The 19,412-nt window shown below is 36.8% G+C and carries 12 protein-coding genes and 3 pseudogenes; 9 read left to right on the top strand and 6 right to left on the bottom strand.

Annotated features, from left to right (window positions below):
- Nucleotides 1-30: 30 nt before the first annotated feature.
- The 4 genes and pseudogenes from JCM17102_RS09795 to JCM17102_RS09780 all read left to right on the top strand — a co-directional run bounded on the left by JCM17102_RS09795 (nucleotide 31) and on the right by JCM17102_RS09780 (nucleotide 6,033).
- Nucleotides 31-1,842 carry a S8 family serine peptidase gene (locus tag JCM17102_RS09795; protein ID WP_025074975.1) on the top strand — a complete coding sequence of 604 codons (1,812 nt, stop codon included), beginning with the start codon at nucleotides 31-33 and terminating at the stop codon, nucleotides 1,840-1,842.
- 20 nt (nucleotides 1,843-1,862) lie between these two features.
- Entirely contained in the window at nucleotides 1,863-2,846 is a 984-nt protein-coding gene (locus JCM17102_RS09790; RefSeq protein ID WP_025074974.1) for a PorV/PorQ family protein, read from the top strand.
- A gap of 39 nt (nucleotides 2,847-2,885) precedes the next feature.
- Nucleotides 2,886-5,403 (top strand): annotated as a pseudogene (locus JCM17102_RS27065) (AsmA family protein).
- A gap of 15 nt (nucleotides 5,404-5,418) precedes the next feature.
- Complete coding sequence (locus JCM17102_RS09780) at nucleotides 5,419-6,033, top strand: L-threonylcarbamoyladenylate synthase (protein WP_025074973.1); 615 nt, start codon at nucleotides 5,419-5,421, stop codon at nucleotides 6,031-6,033.
- 78 nt (nucleotides 6,034-6,111) lie between these two features.
- Here JCM17102_RS09780 and nagB read toward each other — a convergent pair.
- The 3 genes and pseudogenes from nagB to mnmL all read right to left on the bottom strand — a co-directional run bounded on the left by nagB (nucleotide 6,112) and on the right by mnmL (nucleotide 9,192).
- Nucleotides 6,112-6,922, bottom strand: a pseudogene (gene nagB, locus JCM17102_RS27060) (glucosamine-6-phosphate deaminase).
- A gap of 45 nt (nucleotides 6,923-6,967) precedes the next feature.
- Nucleotides 6,968-8,162, bottom strand: a pseudogene (locus tag JCM17102_RS27055) (FprA family A-type flavoprotein).
- A 55-nt stretch (nucleotides 8,163-8,217) separates the two neighbouring features.
- Nucleotides 8,218-9,192 carry a tRNA modification radical SAM protein MnmL/YtqA gene (gene mnmL, locus JCM17102_RS09765; protein WP_025074972.1) on the bottom strand — a complete coding sequence of 325 codons (975 nt, stop codon included), beginning with the start codon at nucleotides 9,190-9,192 and terminating at the stop codon, nucleotides 8,218-8,220.
- Between the two features lie 684 nt (nucleotides 9,193-9,876).
- Between mnmL and JCM17102_RS09760 the strand changes: the two genes are divergently transcribed.
- From JCM17102_RS09760 to JCM17102_RS32430, 3 genes are all read left to right on the top strand, one after another.
- Nucleotides 9,877-12,081, top strand: coding sequence for a glycoside hydrolase family 3 C-terminal domain-containing protein (locus tag JCM17102_RS09760; RefSeq protein WP_025074971.1), 2,205 nt, complete (start codon nucleotides 9,877-9,879; stop codon nucleotides 12,079-12,081).
- A gap of 280 nt (nucleotides 12,082-12,361) precedes the next feature.
- The gene (locus JCM17102_RS09755; protein ID WP_025074970.1) at nucleotides 12,362-13,198 is read left to right on the top strand and encodes a WG repeat-containing protein; all 837 of its coding nucleotides are present in this window, start codon (nucleotides 12,362-12,364) and stop codon (nucleotides 13,196-13,198) included.
- Nucleotides 13,084-13,497: a WG repeat-containing protein gene (locus tag JCM17102_RS32430; RefSeq protein WP_373278877.1), complete on the top strand. Its 414-nt coding sequence runs from the start codon at nucleotides 13,084-13,086 to the stop codon at nucleotides 13,495-13,497. Before JCM17102_RS09755 ends, JCM17102_RS32430 begins: the two co-directional genes overlap by 115 nt.
- Before the next feature lie 197 nt (nucleotides 13,498-13,694).
- Here JCM17102_RS32430 and JCM17102_RS09750 read toward each other — a convergent pair whose 3' ends face one another.
- The 3 genes from JCM17102_RS09750 to JCM17102_RS09740 all read right to left on the bottom strand — a co-directional run bounded on the left by JCM17102_RS09750 (nucleotide 13,695) and on the right by JCM17102_RS09740 (nucleotide 16,302).
- Nucleotides 13,695-14,507 (bottom strand): LytTR family DNA-binding domain-containing protein, encoded by an 813-nt coding sequence (locus JCM17102_RS09750; RefSeq protein WP_025074969.1) that lies wholly within the window; start codon nucleotides 14,505-14,507, stop codon nucleotides 13,695-13,697.
- Between the two features lie 3 nt (nucleotides 14,508-14,510).
- Nucleotides 14,511-15,296 carry a LiaF transmembrane domain-containing protein gene (locus JCM17102_RS09745; protein WP_025074968.1) on the bottom strand — a complete coding sequence of 262 codons (786 nt, stop codon included), beginning with the start codon at nucleotides 15,294-15,296 and terminating at the stop codon, nucleotides 14,511-14,513.
- 127 nt (nucleotides 15,297-15,423) lie between these two features.
- Complete coding sequence (locus tag JCM17102_RS09740; protein ID WP_033886695.1) at nucleotides 15,424-16,302, bottom strand: energy transducer TonB; 879 nt, start codon at nucleotides 16,300-16,302, stop codon at nucleotides 15,424-15,426.
- A 543-nt stretch (nucleotides 16,303-16,845) separates the two neighbouring features.
- Between JCM17102_RS09740 and JCM17102_RS09735 the strand changes: the two genes are divergently transcribed.
- Together JCM17102_RS09735 and kduI are read left to right on the top strand one after the other, a co-directional pair.
- Complete coding sequence (locus tag JCM17102_RS09735) at nucleotides 16,846-18,243, top strand: PTS galactitol transporter subunit IIC (protein WP_025074966.1); 1,398 nt, start codon at nucleotides 16,846-16,848, stop codon at nucleotides 18,241-18,243.
- A gap of 28 nt (nucleotides 18,244-18,271) precedes the next feature.
- The gene (gene kduI / locus JCM17102_RS09730) at nucleotides 18,272-19,192 is read left to right on the top strand and encodes a 5-dehydro-4-deoxy-D-glucuronate isomerase (RefSeq protein WP_025074965.1); all 921 of its coding nucleotides are present in this window, start codon (nucleotides 18,272-18,274) and stop codon (nucleotides 19,190-19,192) included.
- The last annotated feature ends 220 nt before the right edge of the window (nucleotides 19,193-19,412 follow it).

The following is a 19,412-nucleotide window of genomic DNA, read 5'->3' as shown; positions in this document are numbered from 1 at the left end:
AGCTGATTAGATAGATTTAATACTTATTATATGAAGAAATTTATTTTATTGTTTCTCTCCATCTGCTGGCTGACCGCCTGTAGTGACGATACAGATTTCAATATCTCCTCTGAAGAGGAAATTGTAATAGATAATACGACACCTGACTTTTCAGAAGGTGATGTTGTGAAAGGTCTAATGAGAATCAAACTAAAAGAAGAACCAAAAGAACAGGTTACTGTCAGAAGTATCAACGGCAAAGTTTCCACCGGAATACAGGCTTTGGACGGTTCTGCTTCTATCTTAAAGGTTACCCGAATGGAACGTACTTTCCCTTACTCTGAGAAATACGAAGAACGTACACGCAGGGAAGGATTACATCTTTGGTATGACGTTTGGTACTCAGAAGAAGTAGCAACGACTCGTGCTGTAAATGATATCAAAATATTGGATGGAGTAGAGATTGCTTGTCCTGTTTATAAAGTTTCAACCAGAGCTGCCGTACTTCCCTGGGATGATCCGTATATTGATAAGCAATGGAACTTTTATAATCCGGGAACTGAGGATTGGCAAGTAGCCGGCGCGGATATTCGGTTGGTAGATGTATGGGAACAATACAACGGAAATCCAAACATCATCGTGGCAATAATAGACGAAGGTGTGGATGTTACTCATCCGGATTTATATGATAATTTATGGATAAATCCGAATGAAATCCCTGGAAATGGTATAGATGATGATGGGAATGGATATATAGATGATGTACATGGTTACAATTTCGCTGCTAATAGTCCTCATTTAAGCCCTTACAGCCATGCTACACATGTAGCAGGAATTATAGGAGCCGTTAACAATAACGGAAAAGGAGTATGTGGAATTGCAGGCGGAAACGGTACTCCAAACAGTGGAGTAAAAATCATGTGTTGCCAAATGCTTGATGGTTTTCGTGATCCAAAAGGTGCTACTGCCATCAAATACGCAGCAGACAACGGAGCAATCATTTGCCAAAATAGTTGGGGATATGACAATAACAGTTCATTAGATCCTGTCGATAAAGAAGCTATTGATTATTTTATTAAATATGCTGGTTGTGACAATGATGGCAACCAATTACCTGACAGCCCTATGAAAGGAGGTATTGTTCTTTTTGCTACGAATAACAACAATAGTTCCAATCCTAAAAATGCAACTCCAGCAGACTATGAGAAAGTGATAGGAGTGGCAGCGATAGGTGCTGATTATAAAAAAGGTTCTTACTCGAATTACGGTGACTATATAGATATCTGTGCTCCGGGCGGAGAAAACAAAAAATTAAATCCTAACAATGTTGTACCTGATAAAGAAATATATAGTACATTCTCATATGGTGCATACAGCTATCTATATGGAGCTTCTATGGCATGTCCCCATGTTTCCGGTGTAGCTGCTCTTGTTATTGAAAAGTACGGAGTTGGGAAAAAGGGCTTTACAGCAGAACAGCTAAAAGAAATTCTGTTAAGCACTGCTTATGATGTAGATTCTTACAACCCCAATTATATTGGTCAATTAGGTAATGGATGTGTAAATGCAAAGGCAGCCCTACAAGCAGAACTTCCCAATATTGAAACTAACAGCAAAAACTTTCTTTTAAAGTCAAACCCAGTTACTAATGGAATATTATTATTTCGTGTAAATTATGAATTGGGAGGAAATGCAACTGTTACAATTTATAATAATCTGGGCAACAAAGTATTCCGTAAAAGTATTACTGCTAAACAATATATGACTACTTCGCTGGATATAAGTAAATTAGCGGGAGGATATTATACGATGGAGTACGAATGTAATGGTAAAAACATTAAAGAAAGGTTCATTAAATATTAATTTAAACCGAATATATACATATGAAAAAAATAGTGCTCAGTATCCTTATCCTTACTTTCGCATGGAATGTAAAAGCACAGGATGATTTAGCTCCTATTAATACCGGAGCAGTCAACTTCCTTACTATTACCCCTGATGCACGTAGCGCTGGAATGGGAGGTGCAAGTGTTGCACTACCTGGCAACAATAATGCTGTTTTTTATAACGGAGCGGCATCTGTTATCAGCTCAGAAAATGGAGGTATCACTTATACCTTTGCACCTATCATGCGCGATTATGATTCCGGTCATTCTTTAAACAGCCTTGGCGGTTTTTATAAAATCAATCAACGCAATGTCATCTTGGGTGGATTCCGTTATTACAATTATCCCTCCTTGGATGTATTAAATAGTAATAATGGAAAATACGAAAGCATAAGTCCTAAAGAATGGGTGATTGATTTGGGATACGCACACGAAATAATTCCTAACTTAGCTGTATCAGCAACAGCCAAACTGATCCATTCTGATATGGGTAGTTTTGGAGGCGCAAAAAGTGCAAATACCTTTGCTCTCGATTTGGGTGCTATTTATCGAAGAAGTTTCAAACTTCTGGATGATGCAAGTTGGACGGCCGGAGTTCAATTTAGTAATCTTGGTTCAAAAGTCAAGTATCTGAATACAAAAGAAAGTCTGCCTGCTTTTGTTAAAGCCGGAGGTTCGGTCGATTTATCTTTTAATCAGATCCACCAATTAATAGTAGCTGCTGATGTAGGTTACAGAATGATTCCTTCTGATGTACAGTCGCTCGGAGTCAGTGCAGGAGCTGAATATACTTTAGTGGAACATTTCAAATTCCGCGGAGGATATCATTATGGAAACAAAAATAAAGGAGATGCAAGTTATGCTACAGCAGGCTTAGGAGTACATTATCTTGGGGGACAAATAGACTTTTCATGGTTGTTTGCGGAAAAGAAAATTCCTATGAGAAACTCCTACTGGTTATCTTTCGGTTACGCTTTCTAACAGAATTTATTATTTATTCAACAATAAAAAAGTCGTTATATGAAAAAAGGTTTGAAGATCGCAGCTATCACAGTAGGAGTTATTATTATACTAATGCTCCTCATCCCTTTTGCCTTCCAGGGTAAAATAGCAGGGATTGTAAAAACAGAAGGCAATAAAATGCTTAATGCACAATTTGATTTTAAAGACCTAAGTATTAGCTTATTCCGAGATTTTCCACAGGCTTCTGTCATTCTGGAAGATTTCTGGCTGAAAGGTACAGGTGAATTTGCTAATGATACTCTTGTACAGGCAGGAAAAGTAACTGCTGCTATCAATCTGTTTTCTCTCTTTGGAAATAGCGGATACGATATTTCAAAAAATTTCTATTGAAGATACTCGTCTACATGCTATTGTTCTTCCCGACGGACGTGCCAATTGGAATATTATGAAACCCGATTCAACGGAAAACTTAAATACACCTGAGGAAAATACAGAAGATTCCTCTCCTTTTAAAGTTAAATTACAACGTTTTGTAATCAAGGATATGGACTTGATTTATGATGACCAACAAGGCAAAATGTATGCAAATATCCGCAAGTTTAATGCTCTATGTACCGGAGATTTAAGTAGTGACCACACTACTCTGAAGTTGGAAGGTGCCACTGAAGCACTAACTTATCAAATGAATGGTATTCCTTTTTTGGCTAATGCAAAGATTTCTACAAAAATGGACGTAGATGCCGATTTGGCCAACAATAAATATACATTAAAGGAAAATACCTTCCAACTTAATGCAATTAAAGCAGGAATCGATGGATGGGTTGCTTTAAAAGACCCGGCAATCGACATGGATTTGAAACTTAATACCAATGATATAGGGTTTAAAGAGATTCTGTCACTCATTCCTGCCATCTATGCAACCGAATTTTCCAGCTTAAAGACGGATGGAACTGCCACACTTACCGCATCAGCTAAAGGTATTTTACAGGGAGACACTGTTCCTTCATTCAATATCGATATGCAAGTCAAAAACGCCATGTTCCGTTATCCTGCTTTACCGACAGGTGTAGACCAAATCAATATTAATGCCAATGTACAGAATCCAGGAGGTAACATTGACCTAACCACTATCAACATCAACCCTTTCAGTTTCAATCTAGCAGGTAATCCGTTTAAGCTGATAGCTGACGTAAAGACTCCGATCAGTGATCCGGACTTCAAAGCAGAAGCCAAAGGTATACTCAACCTAGGAATGATCAAACAAGTTTATCCAATGGATGACATGGATCTGAACGGAACAATTAATGCCGATATGCAAATGTCCGGACGACTTTCTTATATAGAAAAGGAACAATATGATAATTTCAAAGCATCCGGTACGATTAATCTGACGGACATGAAACTCAAAATAAAAGATATGCCGGATGTGGAAATAAAGAAATCACTCTTTACTTTTACCCCTCAATATCTCCAACTAAGCGAAACTACCGTCAATATGGGTAAGAATGACATTACAGCTGACAGTCGTTTCGAAAACTATATAGGGTACGCATTGAAAGGTACGACTTTAAAAGGCAATCTTAATATTCATTCAAATTATTTTAATCTGAACGATTTTATGACTGCTTCGACTGATAGTACAGCCACTGACTCAACTTCGGGTGAAGCCGCTGTAACTGATTCTATTCCAACAACAGGCATTTTCGAAGTTCCCCATAATCTTGATCTTCAAATGGATGCCAACTTAAAACAAGTCTTGCTTGACAAAATGGCATTCAACAATATGAACGGCAAACTTATCATTAAGGATGGAAAAGTAGATATGAAGAATCTCTCCATGAACACAATGGGAGGCAATGCAGTTATGAATGGCTACTACTCTACTGCCAACGCGAAGAAACCGGAAGTAAAAGCTGGTTTCAAACTCACAGATATCAGTTTTTCGCAAGCATACAAAGAACTGGATATGATACAGAAACTCGCTCCAATTTTTGAGAATCTGAAAGGTAATTTCTCTGGTGGTATCAACATACTGACTGATTTGGATGCAACTATGAGTCCGGTATTAAATACCCTACAAGGAGATGGCAGCTTATCTGTACGTGATCTTAGCCTCAGTGGAGTAAAATCCATTGATCAGATTGCTGATGCCATCAAACAACCAAGTCTTAAAGATATGAAGGTGAAAGATATGAAAATAGATTTCACGATTAAGGATGGTAGAGTGAATACTCAACCTTTCGATATTAAAATGGGAGATTATACATTGAATCTTTCCGGTAGTACTGGTCTGGATCAAACGATTGATTATACAGGTAAGATCAAACTTCCCGCTTCTGCCAGCTTTGCTAAAATATCGACGGTAGATCTGAAAATCAACGGTTCATTTAGTTCTCCCAAAGTCAGTGTCGATATGAAGAGTATGGCGAATCAAGCCTTTGAATCTGCAGCCGAAGAAGCAATCGGTCAATTAGGTAAAAAGCTAGGTCTGGACGGTGGTTCTAATGCAAATAAAGATTCTGTCAAACAAAAAGCGACAGAGAAAGCTTTAGATCTCTTGAAGAAGTTGAAATAGATAAAAAGTAAACTTATGCTTTTAAAACTATATGATAAAAATAATAACCAGCAAGATTTGCAACGGGTTATTGACATCTTAAATGATGGCGGACTTATCATTTATCCTACTGATACGACGTATGCCATTGGTTGCCACGGACTGAAAGAACGTGCTATCGAACGTATCTGCCGAATCAAAGATATCGATCCACGCAAAAACAATTTATCTATCATCTGTTATGATTTAAGCAGTATCAGTGAATACGCCAAAGTGAACAACAGCGTATTCAAACTGATGAAACATAATCTTCCCGGTCCGTTCACTTTTATTCTGAATGGGACAAACCGTTTGCCAAAAATCTTCCGTAACCGGAAAGAGGTAGGTATTCGTATGCCGAACAACAATATTATACGTGAAATAGCTCGCCTATTGGATGCTCCCATTATGACTACTACTCTTCCTTACGAGGAGCATGAGGAACTGGAATATATGACTGATCCGGAATTAGTAGATGAGAAATTCGGAGATATCGTAGATCTGGTAATTGATGGAGGCATCGGAGGAATAGAACCATCAACAATTGTAAAATGTACAGATGTTGAACCGGAAATAGTCCGACAAGGTAAAGGCTGGTTGGAAGAAATCTAAGAGACTTGAACATAAAATGGGCTGCCATCACTTCAAACGCGATGCAGCCCATTTCTTATCTCAATTAAGAATTACCGATTACTTAATTAATGATTCCGGATCCAAATGCCCAGCTTCAATATCTTTGAAATAACGGTAAGTACCTACTCGCAGTTCTTCAGTAGCAGCATCATCACAAACAATGATTCCTTTTTCATGCATCTGCAAAGCACTAATTGTCCACATTTGAGTGATTGGACCTCTACTGCTTGATACAATGCACGAGCTTTATTATGGCCATTTACGATAATCATCACTTCCTTAGCAGAAAGTACAGTACCTACACCTACTGTCAAAGCTGTTTTAGGAACCTTATTAATATCATTATCAAAGAAACGGGAATTGGCAATAATCGTATCTGTAGTCAGCGTTTTCTGACGGGTACGTGAAGTTAAAGAAGAACCCGGTTCATTGAAAGCAATATGTCCGTCAGGGCCAATACCACCCATGAAAAGGTCGATACCACCATAAGACTTTATTTTTTCTTCATAACGTGCACATTCTGCATCCAAATCAGGAGCATTACCGTTCAGAATGTTAGTATTCTCCGGTTTGATATCAATGTGACTAAAGAAATTGTTCCACATAAATGAATAGTAACTCTCCGGATGTTCTTTTGGTAATCCTACATATTCATCCATGTTGAATGTTACAACATTCTGGAAAGAAATGATTCCTTTTTTATTCAGGTCGATCAAAGCTTTATACATACCCAAAGGAGAAGATCCGGTAGGGCAGCCCAATACAAATGGTTGATCGGGGGTTGGATTGGCAGCTTTATTTTTGCAGCAACATAATGTGCAGCCCACAGAGATACGGACTGATAGTCCGGCTGAATAATAAGTCTCATAAGTCGATTATTTTATAGGTTAGTCAATAAATTTATCTATCACTATTAACGGTCTTTCTTCAAACGGTTCGCCATGCACAAGCCAGATTCTCACATTGAGTATAGGTAATATCCTGCATTGCCTGTTTCATTTCCACCGGATTGCCTACCAACTCAAATTTACTTTTTTCAGCAAATTCAGCCATACGCTTCACAGCAGCGCCTGCCCATGTATAAGATCCGAACATTCCCAAATAACGTCCTTTAAGCTCACGCACTAAAATCTTAGATAATAGAGACTCCACTTCCGGGAAAATCTGATTACTATAAGTAGGAGAACCAATAATTAATCCCTTATACCGGAAAATATCCGCTATAATATAAGATGGGTGACTCTTCGTCACATTGTGCATAACAATATTTTTGATACCTTGTGCAGAAAGTTCTGCAGCAATTGCTTCAGCCATTTGTTCCGTATTTCCATACATGCTGCCATAAGCTATCACTACACCTTCGTCAGCATCATAACGACTCAAACGTCATAAATGCCAATCACTTTCGCTATATTCTTCGTCCAAACAGGTCCGTGTGTAGAACAAATAGTAGATATAGGAAGCCCTCCCAATTTCTGCAAAGCTTTTTGAACGGGACTACCATATTTCCCTACAATATTAGAATAATAACGAACCATCTCTCCCCAATATTTATCCAGATTCATACGGATATCCAAAAAACCGCCATCCAGCGTACCGAAACAACCGAATCCATCACCAGAAAAGAGAACACCGTCTGTCTCATCAAATGTCATCATCGTTTCCGGCCAATGCACCATAGGAGTCATATAAAAACGAAGTTTATGACGACCTAAAGCAAGGAAATCTCCGTCTTTTACCAAATATTGTTCACCAGTTACTCCATAAAAACCTTCAATCATACCGAATGTTTGTTTATTACCTACAATAATAATATTCGGATAATGTTGCTTAATCAATCGAATAGATCCTGAATGATCCGGTTCCATGTGGTTTATAATCAAATAATCGATAGGACGTTCGCCGATCACTTGTTTGATTTTCCGCAGATATACCTCAAAATAACAGATATCAACAGTATCAATCAAAGCAATCATTTCATCATCAATCAGATAAGAGTTATACGAAACTCCGTAGGGTAAAGGCCACATCGATTCAAAACGATGTTTGCTACGGTCATTCACTCCCACATAGTGGATATTTCCTTTAATTCTTGTTTTCTGTTCCATTCTTCAACTTTAATTAATTTCGCCTCACCACTTGATATCTGTTAAAGTCTGATATCTATTCAATGGTGAACTTATCATCTGCAAAAATAACTTTTTTTTCTGAATCCTTATACCTCTTCCCCTGATAAGCTCCCCTTTCTTTCATTCTTTTTTGCAAACGAGTTACAAATTCATAATTTTTTAATCCCCAATCCGGAGCAATCAACAAATCCTTAGGAGATTGAGAAATAAAACGCTCTATTACCAAATCAGGACGTAAATGTTCCACATAATCAATTACCAGATCAATATATTCATCAACATCCATAAATAAATGAAAATCAGATGGATTATCCATATATTCCTTCGCCATACGAGTTCCACGTATCAACTGTAATTGATGAATTTTTAAAGTTGAAATTGGCAACTCAGAAAGAACTTCTGCTTGCATTACCATTGTATCATGAGTTTCGACAGGAAGTCCCAGAATTATATGCCCCCCGGTTAAAATGCCACAATCAGCAGTACGACAAACTGCTTCAATCGTATCCTTATAAGTATGTCCCCTGTTAATGCGCTGTAAAGTTTCATCAAAAGTACTTTCCATTCCATATTCTACCATTAGAAAAGTATGTCGATTCAGTTCTTCCAAATACCGAAGTAAATCTCCCGGCATACAATCTGGTCGCGTACCAATAACCAGACCAACTACCCCTTCAACTTCCAAAGCCTCTTCATATTTTCGTTTCAATCCTTCTAATTCCGCATATGTATTCGTATAGGCTTGAAAATATGCCAGATATTTCATTTCCGGGTATTTATGCGCAAAAAAGCGTTTTCCTTCTTCCAACTGAACAGCAATTGACTTTTCCGTCCGACAATAGTCCGGATTGAACGTCTGATTATTGCAGTAAGTACATCCTCCCCATCCTTTTGTACCATCACGATTGGGACATGTGAAACCTGCATTCAATGATATTTTTTGTACCTTGTAAGAAAAATACTTCTTTAGAAAAGTGGGGAAGTCATTATATAAAAAATTCTCATTCATATATTTCTGGATTACTTCTTAGTTGAATTGACAAAGATAGTAAAAATCAATGAGTCCTAAAAGTCATCCCAAAATATATTCAATATATCAAAATATTCATAAAGTTTATAAGATATTTTAATATATATAGCCGATTATAAAAATTATTAATTAATTTTGCCTAGATTTTAGGCAATGATGAGAGGACACTTGTGAAAGTATTGTGCAATTTATTCCCCAATTATGATTTCATCTCACCATACCCCATGCAACTCTCGTCAAGAAAATTTCCTCTTTATATCCTAGATTAGGACGTAAAGAGGATTTTTTAAGGCTTTTTATTAAGACTCATTTATAATATATAAATAATCAACTGTCAATAAAGAGCATACACTTTATTAGATATAAAAATATAGATAAAAAACTTTTTTTTATTCAATTTTCAATTTATGCTTTTAATTCCATATTGTTTTCCTTATTTTTGCTTAAACATTAAAACAATTACTATGAAACAACTAATTATTTTGTCCTTTCCTAAAATTTCTGAACAGCTCGTTGCTAACCGGAAATTCTATTAGGAAAATTATTTTTTATTAGTAACACCACTCTAAAGGAATCACTAATAGTAAAATGTTAAATAAGTACTCTTTTCCCAATATTTAAAGAAAATTGCCCCAGTTAAACAATATCTAAAACCATAAAGTAATGATAAGACAGTGGACCATAGCATGTTTTGCAGTAACCTGTATATTCCAAACACAGGCGCAGAACAATGCACCAGAACAGTATCCTTATCAGGATATCAAACTATCAGCTGAACAACGGACAGATGACTTACTTCAACGACTAACGTTGGAAGAAAAAGTATCTTTAATGCAAAATGCGTCGCCAGCCATTCCACGTCTAGGTATTAAGCCATATGAGTGGTGGAGCGAAGCTCTACATGGCATAGCACGTGCCGGACGGGCTACTGTTTTTCCACAATCTATCGGTATGGCCGCCTCTTTCGATGATGTTTTGCTTTATGAGGTTTTTAATGCCGTATCAGATGAGGCACGTGCCAAAAATCGCAATTTCAATGAAAAAGGACAATATGATCGTTATAAAGGTCTTACAGTATGGACTCCTAACATCAATATCTTTCGTGACCCGCGTTGGGGACGCGGACAAGAAACTTATGGAGAAGATCCTTACCTGACAGGTCGAATGGGTATAGCTGTAGTCAGGGGGTTACAAGGACCGGAAGATGCTAAATATAATAAACTTCATGCCTGCGCCAAACACTATGCCGTACATTCCGGTCCGGAATGGAATCGCCATAATTTCAATGCTGAAAATATAGATCCTAGAGATTTATGGGAAACTTATCTTCCGGCATTTAAAGACTTGGTACAAAAAGCTGGAGTAAAAGAAGTGATGTGTGCTTACAACCGTTTTGAAGGTGACCCATGTTGTGGTAGCAAACGTTTACTCACGCAGATTCTCCGTAACGAATGGGGATACAAAGGAATTGTTGTTTCTGACTGTGGAGCAATTGGAGATTTCTTCCAACCTCACCATCACAATACTCATCCAGATGCAGCACATGCTTCTGTAGATGCTGTTCTGAGTGGTACTGATCTTGAGTGTGGAGATAATTACAAGAGTATTACAGAAGCCGCAAAACAAGGATTAATTTCAGAAGAAAAAATCAATACTTCCGTCAGAAGATTATTAAAAGCACGTTTTGAACTGGGAGAGATGAATCCAACCCATCCTTGGGCGGAAATACCTTATTCAGTTGTTGATTGTCCTAAACATAAAGAATTGGCACTAAAAATAGCACATGAAAGTCTAGTGCTGTTACAAAACAAAGATAATCTACTCCCTTTAAACCGTCAGATGAAAGTCGCTGTGATCGGTCCAAATGCTAATGATTCTGTTATGCAATGGGGTAATTACAATGGTTTCCCGTCACATACTGTCACTTTATTGGAAGGAATCAGAGCTAAACTACCTCAGACACAAATTATTTATGAACCTATATGTGGGCTGACAGATGCTATCCATTCAAAAGATATTACTGCACAAAAATCTGTTCTGAACGAACAAGTACTTATGGACAAAGTGAAAGATGCGGACGTTATCATTTTTGCCGGAGGTATCTCGCCACAATTGGAAGGAGAAGAAATGGATGTATCAGTTACCGGATTCAAAGGTGGTGACCGCACAGACATCGAGTTACCAGCTATTCAACGTGAAGTTCTTTCTCTTCTAAAGAATAATGGAAAGAAAGTTGTATTCATTAATTTCTCAGGTTCGGCAATGGCAATTGTTCCCGAGAGTGAGAACTGTAACGCTATTCTGCAAGCTTGGTATCCCGGTCAAGCAGGTGGATCAGCTATTGCAGACGTACTTTTTGGAGATTACAATCCATCCGGACGTCTACCTATTACATTCTATAAAGGTTTGGAACAATTACCGGATTATGAAAATTATTCGATGAAAGGACGTACTTATCGCTACATGACTGAAGAACCGCTATTTCCTTTCGGCTATGGATTGAGTTATACACGCTTTTCATACGGAAAGGCTAAATTGAATCAATCAAAACTGCAGAAAGGAGAAAAGGTTATTCTCACTATTCCGGTAAAGAATGTCGGACAACAGGATGGAGCAGAAGTTGTACAAGTGTATATTAGTCGCCCGGACGATAAAGAAGGACCACAAAAAACTCTTCGGGCTTTCCAAAGAGTGAACATAGCTAAAGGTGAAAAACAAAATGTAAATATTGAGCTTCCTTATGATTCATTCGAATGGTTTGATTCAACGACCAATACTATGCATCCCATTGATGGAACATATAAAATATATTATGGGAGCAGTTCGAAGGCGGAAGATTTACGATCCATAAATATTCAGATTCAATAAATAGGTAGCTTAAATTCAAAAAAATAATTGACCAAATTAAATTCAGGTTAGTTTACCTGTTTTCGAATCAAAATAGAATTAGCAGAATCTATATTTATAGTTTGAAATAAAAAACAGAGTTCAAAATAGAGAAGTAAATCGTAATTTTATTTATCTATCAAACAGTGAAACCGTATGTCTACAATCCTACAAGAGATAAATAAGATAAAACAAAGCTTATTGACCGAGTTGAATATACATTAACTTAATTCTGCCAATAGGAAACTAATACTTAGATTATATGGAAAAAAAATTATTCTTTATCAGCATGATTATGCTATTCACCATTTCTTCATTCTTGAAAGCTCAAAAAATTGATGTTTATTCGGAAAAAGGAAAATATGGTCTTATTGTCAATCAAAAAAAGGTAACCGAACCCATTTATGACGTGATTTATAAGTTTAAAAATAATATAGCAAAAGTAGCTCAACACGGTACATGGAGAAAAACAGAAAATGACAATAACTCTCTGATTTTTCCTTTGATTAATTTGGAACATAAAAAAGAACAATATGAGAGTGGGAAATATGGAGCAATAGATATTAATGGTAAAATTGTTATCCCTCTAGAATATTCTCATATCGGAAATTTTGAGAACAATCGTGCCCGAGCTTATAAAGACAAGAAATTAGGAATTATCAATTCTGAAGGAAAGGTTATTATTCCGATTGAATATACTAATATTGGGAACTTTAAGAACAATCGTGCTCGGGCTTATAAAGACGGAAAGATTGGAATTATTGATTCTGAAGGAAAAGTTATTATTCCAATTGAATATACTAATATTGGAAACTTTGAAAACAACCGTGCTCGAGCATATAAAAACGGAAAGATTGGAATTATTGATTCTGAAGGAAAGGTTATTATTCCAACTGAATATACTAATATCGGAAATTTCGAGAATAACCGCGCCGGGCTTATAAAGACGGGAAAATTGGAATTATTGATTCTGAAGGAAAGGTTATTATTCCAACTGAATACACTAATATCGGAAATTTTGAAAACAATCGTACTCGTGCATATAAAGACGGAAAAATTGGAATTATTAATTCTGAAGGAAAAGTTATCATTCCAATAGAATACACTAATATCGGAAATTTTGAGAACAATCGTGCTCGTGTATATAAAGACGGAAAAATAGGGATAATCGATTCAGAAGGAAAAGTTATTGTTCCGATTGAATATACTCATATTGGAAATTTTGAAAACAATCGTGCCCACGTACATAAAGGCAAGAAACAAGGAATCATCAATTCTACAGGAAAGATTATTGTTCCAGTTGAATATAACTATATCGGAAAATTTCATAATGGTCGTGCTAAAGCACAAAGAAATAATAAAATGATATTTATTGATGAGATGGGTAATGAAGTTTAATAATTCACTCAAAGAATAATGATCAATGGGAGTGCATTTTCTGTATCTCCCATTGTAATATTCTTATCAGAGTTGAAGAAAGAAAAAATTAAGCTTTTACACATATGACTTAAGAAGACAATATCTCTATACTTTTACTAATGTACTCGAAAAAATAAGGTTTCAAAATAGTATGAGAAGTCTCTCAATACTTAAAACTATAATCCCAATCGTTCTTTCAACAATCTATAACCCGAAAGACTTACTCGAAGTTTTACTCCATTTTTCAACAGCAATTGATAAGTTTCTTTTCCAAAAAGTTCTACACGTGAAATCTGTGTCACATTGACAATCGTTGAACGATGAATACGAACAAATATTTCTTGTGGCAAATGAGTCTCAAAATATTTCATCGTTTGCTCCTTCACATATTCGCCTGAAGGAGTGACCAACATTACGTAGTCTCCACAAGCTTGGATATAAATTAATTCATCAGTCGTGATCAGGTGAATACGAGAACCATCTTTGACTGTAATACGATCTATCAACTCAACTTTAGGTGGCTCAAGTCCTTCTTCCAATCGTGAAACAATAGTCTCCTTTGTCATTTCCTGATTTTGAACTTCTTCATTTGCCACTATCAAACGATACCAAAGAAGAATTACCATCCAAATAGGAATACCAAATAATAAGCGAAAAGGGATTGTCGGTGCAAAAGATGTATAAGTAATACCTATAATACGTTCCATCACATCACAAACCATGAAACTGCCAGCCAACCAAATCAGAATACCTGTAACTAGCACAATCACCTCAGCCTGCAGCACAGAAACAAATCCCACGACAAACCATGCCAGATAACCTAATGCCATCAACCAACCAATTGTTGCAATACCATCTATCACAGCAGGTACATAATCGACTCCGGCATATCCGGACATCATAACCACTTGAATAATTACAAGAATCAGTCCCAGTGCCAATATAGGAATCCAACGGTAAGGATAATCTATAATCGGATGTACTTTCATATTTTAGTCTTTAACCTCGATGCCTCCGAAAGAAAGTGTTCCCCGAATCACCAATATACATTCTTTATTTATTTTCCCGTCCTGCCAACGTTTATCATCACATCCTCCAAAGAAAGTGTTGCATTTGAACAGAACTTTCCAATCAGAAGGAACATAAATTTCAACTCCTCCCCAGCTACAGTCCAAATCAATGTAGGTTTCTCCTGGTGCAAGATGCGTATGCCGTAAATCAATCGTAGTCCCCCCAAAAGAAGTGTGTACTGTCGCTCCTTTGAAAAGTTCATCAAGTACAGCATGTCGTGCTGTCCCCCAAACATTTTCAGAACGGAGGAAACCATCAACCGATTCACTTTGCTGTTGGTTCTCCATAAAATTCATCCCCGGTCTTCTCTTATGTCTCATCCATTCTCTATGATGATGTGCCATAGGTCCATGTCCCCAAGGCCCCATGCGACGAGATTTGAAAAGAAAAAGAATACCTACTATGATCAATGCCACAGGCCATATCATTGCTTGAGCATTTTCCGGTAGACACGAAAGTCCTCCAAGCAAAAAGTAAACTCCTATCAGCAATAAGATTAATCCGCTAATAATATGGTGGCGAAACATCGAATAAACACCCAGTATAATTAATAAGGAGTACCAGGATACAATAATATCGAATAAATCAGTAGTGATCCATCCTACATTACGAGCAAACAACAATATTCCCGAAATAATAAAAAGGGAAGCTATCAGAATTTTACCGGAAAAGCCTGTAGCAGAAGATTTTCTTTGCATTGGTTCCATCTTTTTATGTTTATTGATTGATGGTTCAAAGATACATCATTTATCTATGCTTCTACAGGCTTTTCTGTCGATTTACGGTCATTAAACCGATGAATGCCGGATAAAGATCGGCAAATAAAGAATGCAACTATCTAATATAAAAGGAACTGTTATTTTTAAACGTTACATATGCAATTCCTTTCTTTATTTCTTTTATTGCTATAAAATCTGTCTTCTCATTATATTCGTTTTTTGATATAATTTCAGAAACTTCAGGAGGTAATTGATTTCCGTCTAAACAATACACTATCTGTGTTTTCTTACTGATCCCTTTATCCTTTAACATTTCGGCAACCTTCTTGCCCACAGTCATTCCTTTCATCTCTTTTAGGGATTTAAGCTTAATCAAGATAACTCCATTTTTACCTTTCTCACCATAAAGCTCCAAGGCCTCTTTTCCTTTCAGGACTTTAAAATCTTTAATGCTTTCAATATTTATATAATCTATTCTGAAATCAGAACCAACATCCACATTATCAATAATCAGTAATGCTCTTGCACCTAATCCGTCTCCTGCTCTCTCATATTTTTTATTTCTCTCCTGCTCTTCCTGTTTCAAACTACTTTTAAAAATGGTAAAAACAGGGACCGACATGCGCACTCTAACCTTCTTTCCTTTTTGTTCACCAGGAATCCATGTAGGCATATCCTCCACTAATTTCAATGCGGCTTCATCTATCGAGGAGGCCACTGAACGTACAATTTTAGCATTGGTTATCTTTCCTTCTTTCTCCACAATAAACTGGATAATAGGATATTGCTGCACTTCACCTGCCATAGATGTTACTTCTGAAACAGGAATTCTTAAATATTGTACCATTTTGGAATTTCCCCCAGGAAATAAAGGCATAACTTCCGCAGAATCAAGAAGCTGATCATCCATTTTTTGAGCAAATGTACAAGGTATAGTAAACATGAAAAGTAGCAAAAATAACCACTTTGAACTATTGGTAGTCTGTTTATTCATAGTCTTCCTTTTTTAAATTACACAATAATACGAAAAAATTTAAAGAAAACGGTTTATACCCCTAAAAAATTTCAATTTCGATATATAATTGAGCTACCAAGATTGCGAACAACGAATCATCATCTGTTCAATTATTCTCGTTCCTCCCAAAAGTCGGTTTTCTACTCGGCACATCCACCATAAAATTAATGTTTACCATCCGCTTCAATATTTCAAAAATAACTGAAATAATGTATGATCATACAATTCATTATTTTAAGGTTTATTCATACAGATCCTCCTATAATATAAATAATACATTCCCTCAAAATCAAAGAAGTTTTTCAGTTTAATAACTGTATTTTCATTTTTTCGTGCACGAAAACAATCATTTTTGTGCACGCAAACGTCAAAATATACTTTTTTTGATGCAACAACGTATAAATTAAGAGTTTCGTCTTGGAAGGAATCAGAAAAGGTCGTATTTTTGGCGCGGTCTACAAGTAACACCCTATAGGGAAACACAGCAATTTATCATTAAAAATAGAGAAAAAATAAAACAGAATGGAAGAAGTTTTTAAATACATTATCGGTTTGGGAGCGGCAGTGATGATGCCGGTCATTTTCACAATCTTAGGAGTATGTATCCGTATTAAATTTGCTAAAGCACTTAAAAGCGGCCTATTGGTAGGAGTCGGTTTCGTTGGTTTGTCTGTAGTAACAGCTTTATTGACAAGTAGTCTTGGTCCTGCATTAACTAAAATGGTTGAAATATACGGGTTAGAATTAGGTATCTTCGATATGGGATGGCCTTCTGCTGCCGCAGTTGCCTACAATACTTCAGTTGGTGCACTAATCATTCCAGTCTGTTTGGGAGTTAATCTATTAATGTTACTTACTAAAACAACTCGTACTATAAATATTGACCTTTGGAATTATTGGCATTTTGCATTTATCGGTGCAATCGTTTATTTTGCTTCCGACAGCATTCTTTGGGGATTTTTCGCAGCTATCATCTGTTATATCATCACACTTGTCATGGCAGATATGACTGCACCTGCATTCCAGAAGTTCTATGACAAGATGGACGGTATCTCCATTCCACAACCTTTTTGTCAAAGCTTTGTTCCGTTTGCCATCGTCATCAATAAGTTATTAGATATGATTCCGGGATTTGACAAACTGAATATTGACTCGGAAGGAATGAAGAAAAAATTCGGTTTGATGGGCGAACCATTATTTCTGGGTATAGTAATTGGGTGCGGTATCGGTGCATTAGGATGCAGTAGCTGGGAAGAAATGGTAGACAATATTCCAAGCATATTAGGATTAGGAATCAAAATGGGTGCAGTAATGGAGCTGATCCCACGCATCACCAGTCTGTTTATTGAAGGTTTAAAACCTATTTCCGACGCTACACGTGAGTTAATCGCTAAAAAATATAAAAATAGTACTGGACTTAGTATCGGTATGAGTCCCGCATTGGTAATTGGCCATCCGACAACTTTAGTCGTATCTCTCTTGCTGATTCCCGTTACTATCTTCCTTGCAGTGATTCTGCCTGGCAATCGGTTCTTACCTTTAGCATCTCTGGCAGGTATGTTCTATTTGTTTCCGATGATTCTTCCTATCACAAAAGGTAATGTAGTAAAATCATTCATTATCGGATTGGTCTCACTAATTGTCGGACTATATTTTGTAACAGAGCTGGCAGGATACTTCACTTTGGCCGCCAAAGACGTATACGCAGCTACTGGAGATCCGACTGTGAACATTCCGGAAGGTTTCCAGGGAGGTGCTCTCGACTTTGCTTCCAGCCTCTTTTGCTGGGGCATTTTCCATCTGACTTACAGTATTAAGATTATCGGTCCGGCAATCCTTGTTGTTATTGCACTTGGAATGGCAATTTATAACCGCATCCGTATGACTAAGAAAGACGCTTTAATGAATAAGAACAACTAAATTATATAATTCATTTAAATTTCGAAATATGAAAAAATTAGCAATTGCAATGATGTTGGGTATCGCAGCTATCTCAGCTTCCGCCCAGGTAAATTACAAGATGCAAGTAGCTTGCAACCCGCAAGATGTGAAAACGTATGATACCAACCGCTTGCGTAGTAGCTTCCTGATGGAGAAAGTAATGGTTCCAAATGAAATCAACGTTACTTATTCCATGTACGACCGTTTTATCTTTGGTGGTGCAGTTCCTACAACTAAAGAGCTGATACTGGAAACAATCGATCCTTTAAAAGCTAAATATTTCCTTGAACGCCGCGAATTAGGCGTTATTAATGTAGGTGGGGAAGGTATCGTAACTGTGGATGGTAAAGAATATGTCCTGAATTTCAAAGACGCCTTATACGTAGGTAGAGGTAGGCAAAAAGTTACATTCAAGAGCAAAGATTCAAATAAACCTGCTAAATTCTATATTAACTCAGCTCCTGCTCATAAAGATTACAAAACTCAATTAATTACCATCGACGGTCGTAAAGGCTCATTAAAAGCTAATTCATTTCCAGCAGGAAAAATGGAAGAAAGTAATGACCGCGTTATCAATCAGTTAATCGTTAATAATGTATTGAAAGAAGGTCCTTGCCAATTACAGATGGGACTGACAGAATTGAAACCAGGTAGTGTATGGAATACGATGCCGGCACACACACATAGCCGCCGTATTGAGGCTTATTTCTATTTCAATGTACCGGAAAGCAACGCTATCTGTCATTTTATGGGTGAACCACAGGAAGAACGAATTGTCTGGATGCAGAATGAACAAGCTATTATGTCACCGGAATGGTCTATTCACGCAGCAGCCGGAACCAGCAACTATATGTTTATTTGGGGAATGGCCGGTGAAAATCTTGACTATGGAGACATGGATAAGATCAAATATAATGAAATGCGATAATATCGTACAAATCATATTATCACATATTTATTAACTCCAGAATTTCACTTCCTTTTCTGACCGGAAAAAGGAGTGAAGTCTTTCGAGTTTATTAATTTTCTCCCCCAAGAAGCACAATTTATATAGATTTGGTACATAATATCACGAAATGTCTAGTAAATACAACGAGATATTCATATTTTTGACCAGACATTTTATTATAAAAAACAGATGAAATACC

The sequence above is a fragment of the Bacteroides faecichinchillae JCM 17102 genome, assembly GCF_000614145.1.
Classification (GTDB): Bacteria; Bacteroidota; Bacteroidia; order Bacteroidales; family Bacteroidaceae; genus Bacteroides; species Bacteroides faecichinchillae.
This window is presented reverse-complemented; position numbering and strand designations above follow the sequence as displayed.